This is a genomic window from Mediterranea sp. ET5 (genome assembly GCF_023337025.1).
GTDB lineage: Bacteria > Bacteroidota > Bacteroidia > Bacteroidales > Bacteroidaceae > Phocaeicola_A.
Genome location: NZ_JAMBLN010000008.1, coordinates 91225 through 110620 on the forward strand (window position 1 = coordinate 91225; position 19396 = coordinate 110620).

The 19396-nt window shown below is 54.8% G+C and carries 15 protein-coding genes; 4 read left to right on the forward strand and 11 right to left on the reverse strand.

Annotation, left to right across the window (positions count from 1 at the left end):
* Positions 1-10 precede the first annotated feature (10 nt).
* The 7 genes from M3087_RS06670 to M3087_RS06700 all read right to left on the reverse strand — a co-directional run bounded on the left by M3087_RS06670 (position 11) and on the right by M3087_RS06700 (position 8908).
* The gene (locus M3087_RS06670; protein WP_249094570.1) at positions 11-1966 is read right to left on the reverse strand and encodes a sodium:solute symporter family transporter; all 1956 of its coding nucleotides are present in this window, start codon (positions 1964-1966) and stop codon (positions 11-13) included.
* Positions 1967-2018: 52 nt separating this feature from the next.
* On the reverse strand, positions 2019-3155 hold the full coding sequence (locus M3087_RS06675) for an aldose epimerase family protein (RefSeq protein WP_249094573.1): 1137 nt from the start codon (positions 3153-3155) through the stop codon (positions 2019-2021).
* 121 nt (positions 3156-3276) lie between these two features.
* Positions 3277-4431, reverse strand: coding sequence for a galactokinase (galK, locus tag M3087_RS06680; protein ID WP_022383482.1), 1155 nt, complete (start codon positions 4429-4431; stop codon positions 3277-3279).
* A gap of 46 nt (positions 4432-4477) precedes the next feature.
* Complete coding sequence (locus tag M3087_RS06685) at positions 4478-5560, reverse strand: aldose epimerase family protein (protein ID WP_022383483.1); 1083 nt, start codon at positions 5558-5560, stop codon at positions 4478-4480.
* Positions 5561-5628: 68 nt separating this feature from the next.
* Entirely contained in the window at positions 5629-6936 is a 1308-nt protein-coding gene (locus tag M3087_RS06690) for a bifunctional folylpolyglutamate synthase/dihydrofolate synthase (protein WP_249094576.1), read from the reverse strand.
* 219 nt (positions 6937-7155) lie between these two features.
* Complete coding sequence (gene dnaJ, locus M3087_RS06695) at positions 7156-8322, reverse strand: molecular chaperone DnaJ (protein ID WP_022383485.1); 1167 nt, start codon at positions 8320-8322, stop codon at positions 7156-7158.
* A 31-nt stretch (positions 8323-8353) separates the two neighbouring features.
* Complete coding sequence (locus tag M3087_RS06700; RefSeq protein ID WP_249094579.1) at positions 8354-8908, reverse strand: nucleotide exchange factor GrpE; 555 nt, start codon at positions 8906-8908, stop codon at positions 8354-8356.
* A 242-nt stretch (positions 8909-9150) separates the two neighbouring features.
* Between M3087_RS06700 and M3087_RS06705 the strand changes: the two genes are divergently transcribed.
* The 4 genes from M3087_RS06705 to thrC all read left to right on the forward strand — a co-directional run bounded on the left by M3087_RS06705 (position 9151) and on the right by thrC (position 16212).
* Entirely contained in the window at positions 9151-10767 is a 1617-nt protein-coding gene (locus M3087_RS06705) for an ABC-F family ATP-binding cassette domain-containing protein (RefSeq protein WP_106484807.1), read from the forward strand.
* A gap of 400 nt (positions 10768-11167) precedes the next feature.
* Positions 11168-13597, forward strand: coding sequence for a bifunctional aspartate kinase/homoserine dehydrogenase I (gene thrA, locus M3087_RS06710; RefSeq protein ID WP_249094582.1), 2430 nt, complete (start codon positions 11168-11170; stop codon positions 13595-13597).
* Positions 13598-13632: 35 nt separating this feature from the next.
* On the forward strand, positions 13633-14844 hold the full coding sequence (locus M3087_RS06715; protein ID WP_249094586.1) for a cofactor-independent phosphoglycerate mutase: 1212 nt from the start codon (positions 13633-13635) through the stop codon (positions 14842-14844).
* A 60-nt stretch (positions 14845-14904) separates the two neighbouring features.
* A complete protein-coding gene (gene thrC / locus M3087_RS06720) occupies positions 14905-16212 on the forward strand; it encodes a threonine synthase (protein ID WP_249094589.1) in 1308 nt (435 codons plus the stop codon).
* 633 nt (positions 16213-16845) lie between these two features.
* Here thrC and M3087_RS06725 read toward each other — a convergent pair.
* From M3087_RS06725 to M3087_RS06735, 4 genes are all read right to left on the reverse strand, one after another.
* Positions 16846-17274: a hypothetical protein gene (locus M3087_RS06725; RefSeq protein ID WP_022383491.1), complete on the reverse strand. Its 429-nt coding sequence runs from the start codon at positions 17272-17274 to the stop codon at positions 16846-16848.
* A gap of 144 nt (positions 17275-17418) precedes the next feature.
* Positions 17419-18192, reverse strand: a complete 774-nt coding sequence (locus M3087_RS06730) for a prephenate dehydrogenase/arogenate dehydrogenase family protein (protein WP_106484812.1) — start codon at positions 18190-18192, stop codon at positions 17419-17421.
* On the reverse strand, positions 18189-18311 hold the full coding sequence (locus M3087_RS14330; RefSeq protein WP_262918907.1) for a hypothetical protein: 123 nt from the start codon (positions 18309-18311) through the stop codon (positions 18189-18191). The genes M3087_RS06730 and M3087_RS14330 overlap by 4 nt, the downstream gene beginning before the upstream one ends.
* Positions 18308-19369: a bifunctional 3-deoxy-7-phosphoheptulonate synthase/chorismate mutase type II gene (locus M3087_RS06735; RefSeq protein ID WP_249094591.1), complete on the reverse strand. Its 1062-nt coding sequence runs from the start codon at positions 19367-19369 to the stop codon at positions 18308-18310. The genes M3087_RS14330 and M3087_RS06735 overlap by 4 nt, the downstream gene beginning before the upstream one ends.
* Between the last annotated feature and the right edge of the window lie 27 nt (positions 19370-19396).

Here is a 19396-nt window from a genome sequence, read left to right on the forward strand (position 1 = left end):
TAGAGGTTGATTACCAAAGTGCAATATAAAGGATAGCCAGAATGATGACCACCAAGGCTGAGCCAATGGTGAAGCTGCGGTCGGAACGGAAGAGTGACAGGTCGATTGCCACGGCTTTGCCGTCCTGAACGGTGTCGAGTGCGTTCGAACGTAGGTAAATCCACAACGACAAGAAGAAGGTTCCCAGGAAGAAGATGGCTTCGAATCCGTAATTCTTCAACAGGGTGATGTCGCTGAAGAAGACGATGCAGCCGATGAGGAAGCAGATGATGGCGAGCACCAGCATTACATTGCCCCAGAAGAGCTGCGTCTTCGTGGTGTGTGCGTCAAGCTGCTCGGCTTTCACGGTCTTGTTGCTCATGTAGGACAGGGTGAAGAAGAGTACCACCAGCACCATGAACACATAGCCCATGCGGAGCAGGAACGGAGTGCCCGGCATCATGAACTTGAAGGCAATACTGAAGACGAACGTACCGATGGCTGTTACAACAGCAGCTACACCGGAGGCACGTTTCCACAGCAAGCCCAGACCGAAGATGACTACGACACCCGGATAAACGAAGCCAGAGTATTCCTGGATAATCTGGAATGCCTGGTCAGCACCACCCATGATGGGATATACAGCCAACAGTGCGATTACAAGTGATGCCAATGAAGTCAGACGACCGACATTGACCAGTTTCTTTTCAGAAGCAGTCTTGTTGATGAACTTCTTGTAGATATCCATCGTGAAGATGGTCGAGGTCGAGTTGAACATGGAGGCCAGTGAGGAGATGACTGCCGCAGCCAATGCCGCAAACGACAGACCTTTGACAACCGTCGGAGTGAAGTTGCGGATGAGGAACGGATAAGCATCGTCGGAACGCTCGATGGCGCCGGCAAGAGTCTGGGTCAGTTCAGGCTGGTAGTTCACGATGTAGAAGGCACAAACGCCCGGGATACATACGATGAAGGGGATCAGAATCTTCAGGAAGGCTGCGAAAATCATACCTTTCTTGGCCTCTGCAAGGCTCTTGGCTGCCAGACCTTTCTGGATGATGTACTGGTTGAAGCCCCAGTAACCCAAGTTGGTCAACCACAATGCACCAACGATGACGGTGATACCCGGAATGTCGAAATAGGGGTCAGAGGGTTGGGTTGCCGTACCTTCGAGCACCGGATACAAGTCGGCATTACGTTCGACAACCAGATTGAAGTGGGTGTCTCCCGGTATGCTTGACAAGTGTCCCATGATGTAGCTCAAGGCATCCAAGGCACCATTCAGTTCGAGTTTGGTAGAGATGACGTCAAGGGCAGCATAGGCAGTTACCAGACCACCGCCGACGAGGAAGGTCACCTGCATCACATCGGTCCAAGCCACGGAAGCCAGACCACCGTAGATGGAGTAAGCACCCGCGATGAGAAAGAGCAGGAGGATGATGACCAGCAATGTCATGTCGACCTGCATGCCCAGCAAGACTGCGGGAGTGGCGGGCAAGCCCAGAATCTGTTTGATGGCCAATGCACCCAACCAAGCCACGGAGGTCAGGTTGATGAATACATAGAGGAAGAGCCAGAAGATGGAGAAAGCCAGACCCACGCCCCAGTTGTAACGTTCACTCAGGAACTGGGGAATGGTGAATATCTTGCGTTTAATCATCACCGGCAACAGGAACTTTGCTACGACAATCAGGGTTGCTGCAGCCATCAACTCGTAGGCTGCCATGGCAATACCTGATTTGAAAGCTGAACCGGACATTCCGATAAATTGTTCGGCAGAGATGTTGGCGGCAATCAAGGAGGCACCCACAGCCCACCATGTCAGTGTGTTTCCCGCCAGAAAGTAGTCGCTGGACGATTTTTCTTCTCCTTTCTTTCCACGGGAGAGGAAAATTCCCAATCCGACGAGGAGGACAATGTAGGCTGCAAATACGAGGTAATCCGCAGTAGCAAAGCCATTGTTTTTTAGAGCTTCTAGTATTTCCATAGTAGATTACTTATGTTTTTTTTAAGTTATTGGTTTTAAGAGTTAGGGAAGTTTACTTTTCTACGCCAAATTTGAAGATGCAATGGCTTTGGTAGGTTTGGCCCGGTTCAAGGATAACGGACGGCCACTGGGGCTTGTTGGGGCTGTCGGGATAGTGTTGGGACTCCAGGCAGAGACCTACACGCTGCTGATAGACGATGCCTTTCTTTCCAGTCACTGTACCGTCAAGGAAGTTGCCGGTATAAACCTGGATACCCGGTTCATCGGTGTAAACTTCCAAGGTAATGCCGGTTGAGGGGCAGACAACGCGTGCAGCTACTTCCTCCATGTTTCCTTTCGTGTTGAGCACATAGTTGTGGTCGATACCCATGCCGAATTTGACTTGTTCGTTGGTCATGTCAATGCCTTCATTGATGGATTTTGCATTTTTGAAGTTCATGCTGTTGTCTTCCAGGGCGAGCATTTCACCGGTAGTCATGAAGGTGCTGTCGACCGGGGTGATGCTGTCTGCATTGACATACAGGATATTGTCGGTGATTGTGTTCTGCGGATTGCCGGACAGGTTGAAATAGGAGTGGTTGGTCATGTTGATAACCGTCTTCTTGTCGGTCGTTGCATCGTATTTGATATCGATGCTGTTATCACCTTTGAGCGTATAGGTTACGTGGGCGGTTACGTTTCCGGGGAAGTTGTTGTCTCCGTCAGGAGATTGCATGGTCAGTTGCAGCGTGCTGTCATTGACCTGTTGTCCGGCGTAGACCTGATATTGCCATCCGGTGGGACCACCGTGGAGGCAGTGTCCGTAGTTGTTCTGCGGCAATTGAATCGTGTCGCCGTCGAGGACCAGCTTGCCCTGATTGATGCGGTTGGCATAACGTCCGATGGCAGCACCGAAGTCGCTGGGGACATTGATGTAGTCGGCAATGCTGTCAAAGCCGAGTACCACGTCCTTCATTTCACCGTTCTTGTCCGGTACCATGATGGATACGATGCGTCCGCCAAAGTTGGTGATGCATACCTCCATGCCGTTGGCGTTGGTCAAGGTGTACAATTGTGTTTGTTTCCCGTTTACTTCAGCCTGGAAGTTTTTCGGATTAAGCCCTGACTGGGTGAGGGCTTCTTGCTGGGGTGTACATGCAAAGGTTGCCATGCATGCGCCCGCAAATAAAAGTTTACTTAAAGTTTTCATCTCGTATAGGATAATTAGTAAATTCTTCTCGAATAAAACGCACAAAATTAAGACGAATGTTCAAGACAACGAAAGAATTTCGTATGTTCTTGAACATTCAAGTGTAAAATCTTCACTTTTGTTATTCGACTCGTCGTGCACCGTCACCTATAATTACATCATAGACCTTGGGAGTACGGTTGAATCTTTGGGTAAAGCTGGCTTTGGCCTCTCGAATGAATGCCTCATAAAGCTCTTCTTTGACGAGGTTGATGGTACAGCCTCCAAAGCCTCCGCCCATGACGCGCGAACCGGTGACACCGTGTTGGCGGGCGCATTCGTTGAGGAAGTCCAGCTCCTCGCAGCTGACTTCATAGAGCTTGCTCATGCCTTCGTGGGTCTCATACATTTTTTGTCCGACTGTCTCATAGTCTCCGCGCTCCAGAGCTTCGCAGACATCAAGCACGCGCTGGATTTCTTCGATGACGTATTCGGCGCGCATGTAGTCTTCCTCGCTGATGTCCGGTCTGGCCTCGTTGAGCATATCCATGTTCGCATCGCGCAGGAATTCCACTTCCGGATGGTGTTTCCGGATGGCAGCGACAGCCGCCTCACAGCTTTGCCGACGTTTGTTATAGGCCGACGATGCCAGCTCATGCTTGACGACCGAGTCGAGCAGGACAAGCTTGTAGCCTTCCGGTTTGAACGGATAATACTGATACTCCAGGCTGCGGCAATCCAGGCGGATCAGATGGTCACGCTTGCCGAATACGGAGGCAAACTGGTCCATGATGCCACACTTCACGCCACAGTAATTGTGCTCAGTGGCTTGGCCCACCTGTGCCAGTGTGAACTTGTCGAGTTTGTTGTCGCCGAACAGGTCATTCAGGGCGTATGCATAGGTGCTTTCCAGAGCTGCCGATGATGACATGCCGGCTCCCAGAGGAACGTCTCCGGCAAAAGCCGTATTGAATCCTTTCACATCGACGCCACGCTTAATCATCTCGCGGCATACGCCAAAGATGTAGCGTGCCCAGCTGGCGCGTGGAGCGTCTTCCTCGTTCAATCCAAACTCCACGTAATCTTTCAAGTCGATGGAGTAGGCGCGTACCTTGTCGGTCCCATTGGGTTTGAGCTCTGCCATCATGCCTTTGTCGATGGCTCCCGGGAATACGAATCCGCCATTGTAGTCGGTATGCTCACCGATGAGGTTGATACGTCCGGGAGAGGTATACAGTGTTCCGGTAGTGCCGTCAAAGTGTTTGATGAAACGGCTTCTTACATGTTCGATATCCATAGTATGTTCAAATTCAGTTGTTAACAAAACAGGTTGATGATGCGGTTTAGGCTTGTACGCCGAATTTGTAAATGGTGGTTTGCCGGTACTGTTCTCCCGGCATCAATACAGCCGTGGGGAAATGTGCCTTGTTGGGAGTGTCGGGGAAGTGTTGGGCTTCGAAGCAGACGGCACTCCGGTCGGGGAAGGTAGCGCCATGTGCACCCTCCATACCATGATTCCAGTTGGCAGTGTAGAACTGGAGTCCCGGTTCGGTGGTGTACACTTCCAGCGTACGTCCGCTTTCCGGTTCGATGCAGCGGGCTGCAAAGCTGAGTTCGCCGGCCTCCTTTTTATTCAATACGTAGCAATGGTCGTATCCGTTCGCCTGTTTCAGCTGGATGAAGTCGTCGTTAATCCGTTCGCCGACGGTATGAGGCGTACGGAAATCCATGGGAGTACCTGCCACCGGTGCCACTTCTCCGGTCGGAATCGAGGTGGCGTCCGTCGGTAAATAGAAGTCGGCATGGATGGTCACCAGGTTGTCATAAACATCCGGTGTCGGATTGCCGATGCCTGAAAGGCTGAAGAACGCATGATTGGTGAGGTTGACCAGTGTCTTTTTGTCAGTGGTGGCACGGTAGTCGATGCGGAGTTCGTTGTCGTCAGTGAGCGTGTAGGTCATTTCCACATTTACATTGCCGGGGAATCCTTCTTCTCCGTCGGCAGACAGATAATGGAAGACGATGTGCGAATTGTCATGTGCCACAACGTCCCATACACGTTTATGGAATCCGGTGGGTCCTCCGTGGAGAGAATTCGGACCATTGTTGATGGCCAGCGTATATTCTTTTCCGTCAAGAACAAACTTTCCGTTGGCAATGCGGTTGCCGTATCGTCCGATGGTCGTGCTGAGGCAATCTACCGGACTGTTGATCAAATGTTCCAGGGAGTCATGCCCTTGGATGACGTTTGCAAAACGACCTTCCTTGTCCGGGGCAAACAGAGACAGGATGGCGGCTCCGTAGTTGGTGACAGCCATTTCCATGCCTCCCTGATTGCTGAGGATGTAAAGGTCGGTGTTTTTCCCGTCGATGGTGGATTGGAAATCTTCGCGCTTCAGGCACGAACGATTTACTGAGGTACTCATAATAAACTTATTTTGTAGGTAATATTAATAGTCGCAAATGTATGTAACTTCTTTTTCTTAAACAAACTTCATTCGGAAAAAGCCCGGTTGCCTTGAAGTACCGTCAGGAGGTCTGCAACAATGAAGCTGCTTCCGCCGACGAAGAGGCAGTCGTTGGCGCCGGCTTCTTCCTGAGCTTGTCTCAATGCCGTTTCCACGCTGTCGTAACAACGTCCGTCCAGTCCGTGGCTGGCAGCTAATGCCTGCAGGTCATGGGCAGGCATGGCACGCTTGACGCTGGCTTGCGTGAAATAGTAGACAGCCTGTCGGGGCAGCAACTCAAGGACACCGTTGATATCCTTGTCATTCACCATGCCGAACACGATGCGCAGAGTGTCACACGGTTGCTGTCTGAGCTGCTCGACAATGTATTGGATTCCTCCCACATTATGCCCGGTGTCGCAGATGAGTGTAGGATGCTCGGCGAGACGTTGCCAGCGTCCCATGAGTCCGGTCAGTTCGCAGACGTGGGCAAATCCCTTTCGCACATCGGATTCCGTGAACCGGATGTCACGTTCATGCAGGACAGGCAAGGCGGTCAGGAGGGTATTGGTGTTCTTCTCCTGGCAGAATCCGCCGAGTTGTCCCTGTAAGTTGGGATAATCGGAAGTCTGGTATAGAAAACCTCCCCCGGCTTGGGGAAGGGCGGACAGCAAGGGATGTATGTCTTCGGCAAAATGGATGGGAGCGTTTTCCTCACGAGCTTTGGCAAGGAAGACCGGACGTGTCTCCGGTGTGGTCTCTCCGATGACAACCGGGATGCCTGGCTTGATGATGCCGGCTTTCTCTGCGGCAATCTTGTCCAGTGTATTGCCCAGGAATTGCATGTGGTCCATGCTGATGTTGGTGATGATGCTGAGCTCGGGGACGATGATGTTGGTGCAGTCCAGGCGACCGCCCAGTCCGACTTCGATGACGGCGATGTCGACCTGTTGTTCGGCAAAGTAGTTGAAGGCCATCGCTGTCGTCAGTTCAAAGAAGGAAGGATGGAGCGGTTCGAAGAAAGAACGTTCCTTCTCGACAAAACGAATGACTTCTTCCTCCGGTATCGGTTTCCCGTTGATGCGGATGCGTTCCCGGAAGTCAATCAAGTGGGGGGAGGTGTAAAGTCCGGTCTTGTAGCCGGCGCTTTGCAGGATGGCTGCCAGTGTGTGGGAGCAGGAACCTTTGCCATTGGTCCCGGCGATATGAATGGTGCGGAACTTCCGGTGCGGATGTCCGAAATGCTCGTCTAGCAGATTGGTATTTTCCAGTCCCTCTTTATAAGCGGCTTTGCCCACTTGCTGGAACATCGGAGCGCTGTCAAAGAGGTAGTTCAATGTCTCTTGGTAGGTCATAATTCAAAACTAATAGATAGTCGCTGACAAAGATACATATTATTTTGATTATGTTTTGCTACTGACAAGAAGGAAATGTGGGGTAGAAGAGGGGTTGGAAGTGACGAATTGTAGCAGTTGACCTGATAGGCTACGGAATGACAATCTGATAGCTGATAACGAAAAAAGGGTGTGCCCTTGTCTGGAACACACCCTTGATTCGGTTTGTGAGTATAAGTCTTAGTCAAAGAAGTTACGGAAGCGGCGGAAAATCTTTTCCTTGATGCTGGAGCTGGGTTTGAAGTTCTCGGAATCCTGCATTTTCTCCAAGGCGTTCTTTTCGTCTTTCGAGAGTGTTTCCGGGATATAGACGCTCACATTGACCAGCAGGTCACCGTTGCCATATCCGTTCACATTGGGCAGACCTTTGCCACGCAGGCGGAGTACTTTTCCCGGTTGGGTTCCCGGCTCGATTTTCACCTTTGCTTTCCCGTCGATGGTCGGTATTTCTACCGTACTGCCGAGGGCAGCCATCGGGATGCTCAGCAACAGGTTGTAGACCAAGTCATTCTCATCGCGGATAAGTTCGGGATGCGGTTCCTCTTCGATTTGAATCAGCAAGTCTCCGGGTATACCGTTGTGACGTCCGGCATTGCCTTTGCCGCTCATGGACAATTGCATGCCTTCGGCTACACCGGCGGGAATCTTTACTTCGACTACTTCTTCGCCATAGACGATGCCTTCGCCGCCGCACTCCTTACATTTGTTCTTGATGATTTTGCCTTCTCCATTACATTGCGGACAGACAGTCTGTGTCTGCATCATGCCGAAGATGCTCTGCTGGGTGCGCAGGATGTGTCCGCTACCCTTACACGTCGGACAGGTCTCTGTCCCGCTGTTGCCCTCGGCACCTGTCCCGTGGCAATGGCTACAGGGCACATATTTCTTCAGCTTGAACTTCTTGGTCGTACCGTTGGCAATGTCTTTCAGCGAGAGCTTTACCTTCACGCGCAGGTCGGAGCCACGGAACTTGCGTTGGGCTTGTGAACTGCCTCCTCCGCCGAATCCGCTGAAGCCTCCGAATCCGCCATGTCCGCCGAAAATGTCACCGAACATGGAGAAGATGTCGTCCATGGACATGCCCTGGCCTCCACCGAATCCACCGCCGAATCCTCCGGCACCGCTCATCCCTTCATGACCGAACTGGTCATAACGGGCGCGCTTGTCAGGATTGCTGAGCACTTCATAGGCTTCGGCAGCTTCTTTGAATTTTTCTTCGGCTTCCTTGTCGCCCGGGTTCTTGTCCGGGTGATATTGGATGGCCTTCTTGCGGTACGCCTTCTTTATTTCATCTGCGCTGGCGCTTTTGTCTACGCCGAGCACTTCATAATAATCTCTTTTTGCCATAGTCAGTTTCTTTTAGATGTTGCATCACCGGTCATTGCGCCACGGCAACCTTTGCATGACGGATGACTTTGTCGTTCAGCTTGTAGCCGGTCTGTACGCAGTCGAGCACCTTGCCTTTCTGATCTTCGCTCGGAGCAGGAATCATGGCGATTGCCTCATGAAAGTCGGTGTTGAAGTCTGCGCCTTCGGTCTCAATCTTGTTCAGTCCTTCTTGCGACAGGATTTTCAGGAATTTGGCGTTAATCAGCTCCATTCCTTCACGCAAAGCCTGTGCATCGTCCGATTTTTGCATGTTGAGGAGGGCACGTTCCATGTCGTCCAGTACGGGCAAGATGGCAGTGATGGTCTTTTCAGCGGCAGTCTTGATGATTTCCGACTTCTCTTTTATGGTACGTTTCCGATAGTTGTCAAATTCAGCGGACAGGCGCAGGTACTTGTCCTGCAGGTCAGTAATGCGTGCTTCTGCCTCGTCCAGACTTTGTTGCAGCTTTTCTTCCGGAGAAAGTTCAGGTGCTGCTTGCTCGGCTTGTTGCTCTGTCTGTTGTGCTTCTGCTGTTTCCTGAGTGTTCACTTTCTCTTGGTCCATGTTTTCGTTTGTTGTTGAATTCATGTCTATATGATTTTATTATTATGCTGAAATAGGGTGGATGGTTGTTCTCAAAGAACACGAATGCTCCCTACAAAATGTTTGCCAACCGGTAAAAACTTCTTATCGAAGTTGCAAAGGTAGATAAATTTGTCGGGGAGGCTGTCAGTTTGACACTGTTTTTTTGTGTACCTTTGCAGCCGGTTAAATGAGCTACTATAATATAATAAGGTATAAAGACTATGATAACAGTTTCAGACTTGGCTATCCAATTTGGTAAAAAGGTATTGTATAACGACGTCAATTTAAAATTCACCAACGGCAACATTTACGGAATCATCGGGGCAAACGGTGCCGGGAAGTCCACGTTTCTGCGTGCCATCTCCGGAGAACTGGAGCCGACGAAAGGTTCGGTGACCCTGGGACCCGGGGAACGGCTCTCCGTCTTGTCGCAGGACCACTTCAAATGGGACCAGTTCACGGTACTCAATACCGTACTGATGGGGCACACCGTGCTGTGGGACATCATGCAGCAACGGGATGCGCTGTATGCCAAGACGGACTTTACGGACGAGGATGGCATGAAAGTCTCGGAGCTGGAAGAGAAGTTTGCCGAGCTGGATGGATGGAATGCCGAGAGCGATGCTGCCGCCTTGCTGAGCGGACTGGGCATCTCGGAGGACAAGCACTACCTGCTGATGAGCGAGCTGAGCGGTAAGGAGAAGGTGCGTGTCATGTTGGCGCAGGCGTTGTTTGGAGAACCGGACAACCTGTTGCTCGACGAGCCGACGAACGACCTGGACATGGACACGGTGACCTGGCTGGAGGAATATCTGGGCAACTTCGAACACACCGTATTGGTGGTCAGCCACGACCGCCACTTCCTCGACTCGGTCTGCACGCATACGGTGGACATCGACTTCGGGAAGGTCAACCTCTTTGCCGGAAACTACAGCTTCTGGTATGAGAGCAGCCAGCTGGCTTTGCGTCAGCAGCAGAACCAGCGTGCCAAGGCGGAAGAGAAGAAGAAGGAACTGGAAGAATTCATCCGCCGTTTCTCTGCCAACGTGGCGAAGAGCAAGCAGACGACCAGCCGCAAGAAGATGCTGGAGAAGCTCAACATTGAAGAAATCCGGCCCTCCTCGCGTAAGTACCCGGGCATTATTTTCACACCCGACCGGGAGCCGGGCAACCAGATACTCGAAGTGTCGGGACTCCGTGCCGAGACCGAGGACGGAACCGTGCTCTTCAACGACGTCAACTTCACCGTGGAGAAAGGCGACAAGATTGTGTTCCTGAGCCATAACCCGCGTGCGATGACCGCCTTGTTCGAAATCATCAACGGGAACCGCAAGGCACAGGCTGGGCACTACAGCTGGGGAGTCACCATCACGACGGCGTACCTGCCGCTCGACAATACCGCCTTCTTCGACTGCGACCTGAACCTGGTGGACTGGCTCAGCCAGTTTGGCGAGGGGAACGAAGTCTACATGAAGGGATTCCTGGGACGCATGCTCTTCTCCGGCGAGGATGTCCTGAAGAAGGTCAACGTCCTCTCGGGAGGCGAAAAGATGCGCTGCATGATTGCCCGCATGCAGTTGAAAAACGCCAACTGCCTCATCCTGGATACCCCGACGAACCACCTCGACCTCGAATCCATTCAGGCATTCAACAACAACCTCAAGACCTACAAGGGGAACATCCTCTTTGCATCGCACGACCACGAGTTCATCTCGACCGTGGCAAACCGCATCATCGAATTGACGCCGAACGGAATCATTGACAAGATGATGCCTTACGACGACTACATCACCAGCGACCATATCAAGGAAATGCGTGCCCGCATGTACGGCGCGTAAGCCCGGAAGGTCCCGCTGACGGAAGAATCCTGCATCCGATGTTCTGGAAGGAATGTCCGATGCAGGATTTTTTATTTATACGGATTTTTCTTATCAAAAAAACACCGGAAATATCTTGTTTGTAGAAAATAGTCCGTATATTTGCATCATTCTATAAACAAAAGACACCAGATTATGACTATGTATTATTATCCGTTCACGACAGGCATGGAAATGACAATCACACGAATGTCAACATCCATGATGATGACCCCTCGGGGTTGAGGATAATAGTATAGTGTTTCTACGTGATACACGCCTACGGATGTAGGCAAAACAATCTTTTCTTTTTCTTCTTGTTTAATTCCAATCGGAAGGGCATGGACTCCATTCCTTCCTCTACCTTATATTATATACAGATATGAAAGTAATGAAATTCGGGGGGACCTCCGTCGGTTCCATCCACAGCATATTGAGCGTCAAACAGATTGTAGAATCACAGCACGAACCGGTCATAGTGGTTGTCTCGGCACTGGGAGGCATCACCGACAAGCTGATACGCACGTCGCAGATGGCAGCGTCAGGCGACATGGCATACGAGAAGGAATTCCAGGAAATCGTGCGGAGACACATGGAGATGGTCGATGCCGTCATCCCCGAAGGAACACCCAAGGAGGAGCTCAACCTCGTCGTCTCCGCCCTGCTCAACGAGCTGAAGGACATCTACCAGGGACTGTACCTCATCAAGGACCTTTCGCCGAAGACCTCGGCTGCCATCGTCAGCTATGGCGAACGGATATCCTCGCGCATCGTCGCCACACTCATCGACGGAGCACGCTGGTACGACTCCCGTCAGTTCATCAAGACCGAGAAGAAGCACGCCCGTCACATCCTGGACTCCGAGCTGACCAACCGACTCGTCAAGGAGGCATTTGCCGACCTGCCGCAGGTGGCGCTGGTCCCCGGCTTCATCTCCACGGACAAGGACAGTGGCGAGGTGACCAATCTCGGACGCGGAGGCTCGGACTACACGGCGGCAATCATCGCCGCGGCACTCGATGCGGACAGCCTTGAGATATGGACCGACGTCGACGGCTTCATGACAGCCGACCCCAGGGTCATCTCGACCGCCTACACCATCAACCGACTGAGCTACGGCGAAGCGATGGAGCTCTGCAACTTCGGAGCGAAGGTGGTCTACCCGCCGACCATCTACCCGGTGTGCCACAAGAACATCCCCATCCTCATCAAGAACACCTTCAAGCCGGAAGCGAAGGGAACCATCATCTGTGCACAGAACGACCCCCACAGCAAGGCTATCAAGGGCATCTCGTCCATCAACGACACCAGCCTCATCACCGTGCAGGGCCTCGGTATGGTGGGAGTCATCGGCGTGAACCATCGCATCTTCCGCACGTTGGCGGAAAGTGGCATCAGCGTCTTCCTCGTCTCACAGGCTTCGTCGGAAAACAGTACCTCCATCGGTGTGAGAAACCAGGATGCCGCCCTCGCCTGCAAGGTGCTCAACGAAGAGTTCGCCAAGGAGATTGAAATGGGCGAAATCAACCCCATCGAGGCGACCGGTGACCTCGCAACCGTTGCCATCGTCGGCGAGAACATGAAGCAGACGCCGGGCATCGCCGGAAAACTCTTCGGCACGCTGGGGCGGAACGGCATCAACGTCATCGCCTGCGCACAGGGTGCCTCCGAGACGAACATCTCCTTTGTGGTCGACCGCAAATCGCTGCGCAAGACGCTCAACGTGATTCACGACTCGTTCTTCCTCTCGGAATACCAGGTGCTCAACCTCTTTGTCTGCGGCGTCGGGACCGTCGGCGGAAGCCTCCTGCAGCAAATCCGCTGCCAGCAGGAGAAACTCATGCAGCAACGCGGGCTGAAGCTCAACATCGTGGGCATCGCAAACGGACACCACGCGCTCTTCTCACGGGCGGGCATCGACCTTGCCACTTACCGGGAACAGCTGGAACACAGTGCGCCCGGCTCCATCGAACGCCTCCACGACGAGGTCATCGGCATGAACATCTTCAACTCCGTCTTCGTGGACTGCACGGCAAGCCCCGAGGTGGCATCGCTCTACAAGGACTTCCTCGCCCACAACATCTCGGTGGTGGCTGCCAACAAGGTCGCAGCCTCGTCCGCCTTCAAGGATTACAGGGAACTCAAGGAGACGGCACGCCGGAGAGGGGTCAAATTCCTGTTTGAGACCAACGTGGGAGCCGGACTGCCCGTCATCAACACCATCAACGACCTCATCAACAGCGGCGACAAGATTCTGAAAATCGAAGCCGTGCTGAGCGGAACGCTGAACTATATCTTCAATAAAATCAGTGCCGACATCCCCTTCAGCGAGACCGTGCGCCTGGCAAAGGAGGAAGGATACTCCGAACCGGACCCGCGCATCGACTTGAGCGGAAAGGACGTCGTGCGCAAGCTCGTCATCCTGGCTCGCGAGGCGGGATACGAACTGGAACAGGAGGATGTCGAGAAACACCTCTTCATCCCCGACTCCTTGTTCCAGAGTTCGCTGGAAGACTTCTGGCGCGAACTGCCGTCCCTCGATGCGGACTTCGAACAGCGACGCCGCCAGCTGGAGAGCGAGAACAAACACTGGCGCTTCGTGGCAAAGCTCGACGAAGGAAAGGCTTCCGTCGAACTGCGCGCCGTCGACGCCGGACACCCCTTCTATGGACTCGAAGGCAGCAACAACATCATCCTCCTCACCACGGAGCGATACAAAGAATACCCCATGATGATTCAGGGATACGGAGCGGGAGCGGGAGTCACCGCCGCCGGAGTATTCGCCGACATCATGCGCATTGCAAACATCTGACAAATTTCAAGACATACTTAAAGAGGGAGAACCTTATGAAACACATCATCATTTTAGGAGACGGCATGGCGGACTGGCCCGTGGAACAGCTCGGAAACCGCACGCTGCTGCAATATGCACACACGCCGAACATGGACCGGCTGGCTCGCAACGGACGTTGCGGATGCCTGACAACCGTACCCGAAGGCTTCCATCCCGGAAGCGAAGTGGCAAACATGTCCGTCCTGGGATACGACCTGAACCGGATCTACGAGGGACGCGGCGTGCTGGAAGCTGCCAGCATGGGCGTCGACCTGCAGCCGGGCGACATGGCGATGCGCTGCAACCTCGTCTGCATCGACGGCGACCTGCTGAAGAACCATTCCGCCGGACACATCACCACCGCTGAGGCGGCGGAACTCATCGAATACCTCCAGGCGCACCTGGGCAACGACCGCGTGCACTTCTACACCGGCGTGCAGTACCGCCACCTGCTCGTCGTGCGCGGCGGGGACAAGCGCGTCCGCTGCACACCCCCGCACGATGTGCCCCTGAAGCCCTTCCGTCCGCTGCTCGTCCAGGCGGAAGTGCCCGAAGCGCAGGACACCGCCGACCTGCTCAACACGCTGATACTGCAATCGCAACAGCTGCTCGCCGCCCATCCGCTGAACCGGCGTCGCACAGCCGAAGGCAAGGACCCGGCAAACAGCATCTGGCCCTGGTCGCCCGGCTACCGTCCGCAGATGGAGCCTTTGTCCGAACGCTTCCCCCAGGTGAAACGCGGGGCGGTGATTTCGGCGGTCGACCTGATACGCGGCATCGGGCGCTACGCCGGGTTGCGCAACATCGAGGTCGAGGGGGCGACGGGACTCTATGACACCAACTACGAGGGGAAGGCTGCCGCCGCACTGGACGCCCTGCGCACCGACGACTTCGTCTACCTGCACGTCGAGGCTAGCGACGAGGCGGGACACGAAGGCGACGTCAGCCTGAAAATCAAGACCATCGAGAATCTCGACAGCCGCATCGTCGGCCCCATCAGCGAGGCGGTGCAGCACTGGGACGAACCCGTCGCCATCGCCGTGCTGCCCGACCACCCGACGCCCTGCAAGCTGCGCACACACACTGCCGAGCCCGTGCCCTTCCTGATTTACCGTCCGGGCATCGAGCCGGACGAGGTGCAGACCTACGACGAGGCGGCCTGCCGCGCGGGGAGCTACGGACACCTGAAAGGCAACGAGTTTATCAACGCATTCATGAACGATTAGGACGACAGGCGGGCACGCCTCCCGTGTACCCCTTGCCGCCCAGCCAAACAGACACGAAACATGTTCTACTACAGCACCAATAAGCAAGCACCCGAAGTTTCCCTCGAGGAAGCCGTGGTGCGCGGGCTCGCCCCCGACCGGGGACTCTACATGCCCGAAGACATCCGTCCGTTGCCGGAAGACTTCTTCCGCGACATCGACCGACTGACGTTCCAGGAAATGGCGTACCGCGTGGCGCGCAACTTCTTCGGCGACGACATCCCCGCCGACGACCTGCAACGCATCGTCTACGACACACTCAACTTCGACATCCCGCTCGTGGAGGTCACCGACCGCATCTACTCGCTCGAGCTTTATCACGGACCGACGCTGGCATTCAAGGACGTCGGCGCACGCTTCATGGCACGTCTGCTGGGCTACTTCATCCGCCGCGAAGGCGGACGCACGGTCCATGTGCTCGTCGCCACGTCCGGTGACACCGGGAGCGCCGTGGCAAACGGCTTCCTCGGCGTCGAGGGCATCCGCGTCTACGTGCTCTACCCCAAGGGGAAGGTTAGCGACATCCAGGAGAAGCAGTTCACCACCCTCGGGCACAACATCACCGCGCTGGAGGTCGACGGCACCTTCGACGACTGCCAGGCGCTCGTGAAGCAGGCATTCCTCGACGCCGACCTCAACGCGCGCCTCAACCTGACGTCCGCCAACTCCATCAACGTCGCCCGCTTCCTGCCGCAGGCATTCTACTACTTCCAGGCGTACGCCCGGCTGAAGCAGTTGGGCAAGGCGGACGAGATGGTCGTCTGCGTCCCCAGCGGGAATTTCGGCAACATCACCGCCGGACTGTTTGCCCAGCAGATGGGGTTGCCCGTCAAGCGTTTCATCGCCGTCAACAACCGCAACGACATCTTCTACCGTTACCTGCAGACGGGGCACTACGAGCCGCGTCCCTCCGTCGCGACCATCGCCAACGCCATGGACGTGGGCGACCCGAGCAACTTCGCCCGCATCCGCGAGCTGTATCACGACCGGGTGGAGGAGGTGCGAGCCCACATCTCCGGCGCGTGGTACACCGACGAACAGATAGCCCGGACGGTGCAGGAAGCCTACGATGCAACGGGTTACCTGCTTGACCCCCACGGCGCCTGTGCCTACCGCGCCCTGCAGGAGAACCTCCGCGAGGGCGAGCACGGCGTGTTCCTCGAAACTGCCCATCCGGCAAAGTTCCGCGACACCATCGAGCGCATCATCGGACGGGAAGTCCGCATTCCCGAGCGTCTGCGTGCCTTCATGCAGGGCGAGAAGCAGACGGTCCCGATGACGAAGGACTTTGCCGACTTCAAGCATTTTCTCCTGTCCCTCCCGTCGTGAGCCGTTCCGTCTTTTGTTCAGCGGAAGTCACTTTGTGAGGGCGTTTCCGGGTTGGACCGTCCTCTGCCGGGGCACAAAAACACTGCATACCGTTTCCCGTCCGTTGCGGGAGTCCGGAATCCGGTGTTTCTGTGCCCCGGTTGTTTTTCCGCCGTCCGTCTTCGCCCTTCTTTCCTTTCACACGGAAGCGGACACTCCCGGAAACCGCGTTTCCAGCAAGCCGTCTTCCGGTTTGGTCCTGTATACAGTGTATATTTCATGTTGCAGCCCTGTTTTATCTTACATACAGTGTATATTTCGCGTTGAAGCTCTGTTTAGTCTTACATACAGTGTATATTTTGTGTTGCAGTCCTGTTTTATCTTACATACAGTGTATATTTTGTGTTGTAGCTCTGTTTAGTCTTACATACAGTGTATATTTTATGTTGCAGTTCTGTTTGGTGCTACATACAGTGTATATTATGTGTTTCCACTCTGCTTAGTGCTGCATACAGTGTAGGTAGATGGAAGGCGGGCGTCGGTTGAAAAGAAACGGACGGAAAAGACATGAAAAAAACGCCAACCGGACCTGTGAAGGCGGTTGACGTGGCAAAGGGCGTCCGGTGAAAGACCCGACGGGGGATGACGGACGGACTACAAGCTGCGGCGGAAGCTGTACCAGTGAAGCAGGAAGCGGATGCCCGTGCCGATGAGCGCGAACGCAAGTCCCGTGTAGAAAACGGCAATGAACAGGGGAGGAAGCAGCTCGAAAAGGCGGACGACGATGCCCAGCGTCATCATGAACGCCATGATGAGCCACCCGCGGGTGTCGAAGAACGCGAAGGGGCAGTTCTTCTCGGACTTCCCGCGGATGCGGGCGGTGTATTTGCGGAACAACCGGTGGAAAACGAGGCAGAAGAAGAGGAGGAAGACCAGCGTCGCTTCCCCCGTCTTGAAGTACCAGGCGTGAGTGTGCTCATGGAGCCATGCCGCCAGTCCGATGGCAAGCACCTTGCCGCCGGCGAGGGTCCACACCAGTCCGGCGGTGAGGAGCAGGGTTTGTCGGGATACACCGTATTTCATGTGAGTCAGGATTTGGTTGAGGCGGCGAATATACGACAAACGGCAAAAAGAGGAAGTCAAGAAAAATCTATTTCCTTCCTCTCTTAACGTATCTTGACAAGTGTGCGGGGAGGCCGGCGTGCCCGTCGGTGTGTCAGCGGACGGTCACTTGATGTGTTCGCGGATTTTGGTCAGGTATCGCTTCATCGCGTCGGCGTCCTTGTCGCTGATGATGGTGAGCAGCTCGTTGAGCTCCGTGCGGATGCGCTCGACCTGTGCCGGCGTGCGTGGGTTGAAGAGAATCTCCTGCAGGAGGTAGTCATCCTCGCTCAGCACGCCCCGGGCGATTGCCATGTGGCGCTTGAAGGTGGTGCCGGGCGCGTCCTGGTGCTTCATGATGGCTGCAAAGACGAAGGTGGACACGAAGGGGATGGAGAGCGAGTAGGCGACGGTTTCGTCGTGCTCCTCGAAGCTGTATTCGAAGATGTTCAGCTTCAGCGAGCTGTAGAGGTCCTTGAAGAAGATGCGTCCCAGGTGGTCGCCCTCGGTGATGATGATGGCATTCTCGTTGCTCAGGTTGTTGAAGCTGGCGAAGGTCGGTCCGAACATGGGATGGGTGGAGACGTAGCGGAAGCCGCTGGATTCGTAGAACTCCTTCAGTCCGGTCTTCACGGAGGCGATGTCGCTGAGGATGCACTCCTTGGGCAGCAGGGGGAGCACGTGGCGGAAGGCGTCGAGCGTGTACTTCACGGTGGCGGCGTTGATGACCAGCTCGGGACGGAAGTCACGGATTTCGTCGTCGGTCGTGAAGCGGTAGGTGTTGTAGATGAAGCGCATCCGTCGGGGTTCGATGTCAAAGACGGCTGTTTCGTGCTGGAAGCTGAGGAGGTCGGTAAAGAAGGAGCCCATTTTTCCGGCTCCGAGGATCAGTATTCTCATGTGGTGGGTTGTTTTGTGGTGCGGGCACCGGCAGGCGGACGGGACGCGAGGTTGCGCCGTCCGTGCCGTGTGTCCCGTGAGAGGGTGTTCAGTTGTATGTTGTGAGGGTTGGTTTTCACTTGTTGATGATTTCCATCTGCTGACGGACGGATTCTCCGTGGATTGCCTCGAAGATGGTCCGCACGAAGTCGGCGCTCATGCCGCAGAGCTCGCCTTGTGCGCCGCGCTTCTCCAGGATTTCGTTGTAGCGTCCCGTCTGGAGGATGGTCATGGCGTGCTCCTTCTTGAAGGTTCCGATTTCGCGGCAGATGCGCATGCGCTTGGCGAGAATCTCGATGATGTTGTTGTCGCACTCGTCGATTTGCGTACGCAGCTCGTTGAGATTCTCGGTGGACTGTTTCTCCTTGCGGATGACCAGGAGGTTGAGGATGTATGCCAGCACGTCGGGTGTCACCTGCTGTGCGGCGTCACTCCAGGCGCAGTCGGGGTTGCAGTGGCTCTCGACGATGAGTCCGTCGAAGCCCAGGTCCATTGCCTGCTGGCTGAGGGAGGCGATGAGTTCGCGTTTGCCGCCGATGTGGCTGGGGTCGCAGAAGATGGGCAGGTTGGGGATGCGTCGGCGCAGCTCGATGGGGATGTGCCACTGCGGCAGGTTGCGGTATATCTTCTTGTCGTAGGAGGAGAAGCCGCGGTGGATGGCTGCCATGCGTTTCACGCCTGCATTGTTGAGCCGTTCCATGCCTCCAATCCAAAGTTCGAGGTCGGGGTTGACGGGGTTCTTCACGAGGACGGGGATGTCCACTCCCGCGAGGGCGTCGGCAATCTCCTGCATGGCGAAAGGATTTGCACAGGTGCGTGCGCCAATCCACAGAATGTCCATGCCGGCGTTCAGTGCTGCCTCGACGTGCTTGGCGGTGGCGACTTCGGTGGTGACGTACATGCCCGTCTCCTGTTTCACGCGTTGCAGCCAGGCGAGTCCCGGTTCGCCGACGCCTTCGAAGCCTCCGGGCTTGGTGCGCGGTTTCCAGATTCCTGCGCGGAAGATGCGTATGCCGCGGTTTGCCAGTTCGGTGGCAGTCTGCATGACTTGTTCTTCAGTTTCGGCGCTGCAAGGGCCGGCTATGATGATGGGGCGTTTGGGTTCGATGCCCGGTAAGAGGATTGATTCGAGTTCCATAGTTCGTTGTATTGTTTGAATGGTTTT

Bases quoted from the DNA above. Each gene is read 5' to 3' on its own strand.
- M3087_RS06715 (WP_249094586.1), top strand. From the start codon at position 13,633: ATGAAACACATCATCATTTTAGGAGACGGCATGGCGGACTGGCCCGTG.
- galK (WP_022383482.1), bottom strand. From the start codon at position 4,431: ATGGATATCGAACATGTAAGAAGCCGTTTCATCAAACACTTTGACGGC.
- M3087_RS06690 (WP_249094576.1), bottom strand. From the start codon at position 6,936: ATGACCTACCAAGAGACATTGAACTACCTCTTTGACAGCGCTCCGATG.
- M3087_RS06670 (WP_249094570.1), bottom strand. From the start codon at position 1,966: ATGGAAATACTAGAAGCTCTAAAAAACAATGGCTTTGCTACTGCGGAT.
- M3087_RS06685 (WP_022383483.1), bottom strand. From the start codon at position 5,560: ATGAGTACCTCAGTAAATCGTTCGTGCCTGAAGCGCGAAGATTTCCAA.
- dnaJ (WP_022383485.1), bottom strand. From the start codon at position 8,322: ATGGCAAAAAGAGATTATTATGAAGTGCTCGGCGTAGACAAAAGCGCC.
- thrA (WP_249094582.1), top strand. From the start codon at position 11,168: ATGAAAGTAATGAAATTCGGGGGGACCTCCGTCGGTTCCATCCACAGC.
- thrC (WP_249094589.1), top strand. From the start codon at position 14,905: ATGTTCTACTACAGCACCAATAAGCAAGCACCCGAAGTTTCCCTCGAG.
- M3087_RS06705 (WP_106484807.1), top strand. From the start codon at position 9,151: ATGATAACAGTTTCAGACTTGGCTATCCAATTTGGTAAAAAGGTATTG.
- M3087_RS06675 (WP_249094573.1), bottom strand. From the start codon at position 3,155: ATGAAAACTTTAAGTAAACTTTTATTTGCGGGCGCATGCATGGCAACC.
- M3087_RS06725 (WP_022383491.1), bottom strand. From the start codon at position 17,274: ATGAAATACGGTGTATCCCGACAAACCCTGCTCCTCACCGCCGGACTG.
- M3087_RS06735 (WP_249094591.1), bottom strand. From the start codon at position 19,369: ATGGAACTCGAATCAATCCTCTTACCGGGCATCGAACCCAAACGCCCC.
- M3087_RS06700 (WP_249094579.1), bottom strand. From the start codon at position 8,908: ATGGACCAAGAGAAAGTGAACACTCAGGAAACAGCAGAAGCACAACAG.
- M3087_RS06730 (WP_106484812.1), bottom strand. From the start codon at position 18,192: ATGAGAATACTGATCCTCGGAGCCGGAAAAATGGGCTCCTTCTTTACC.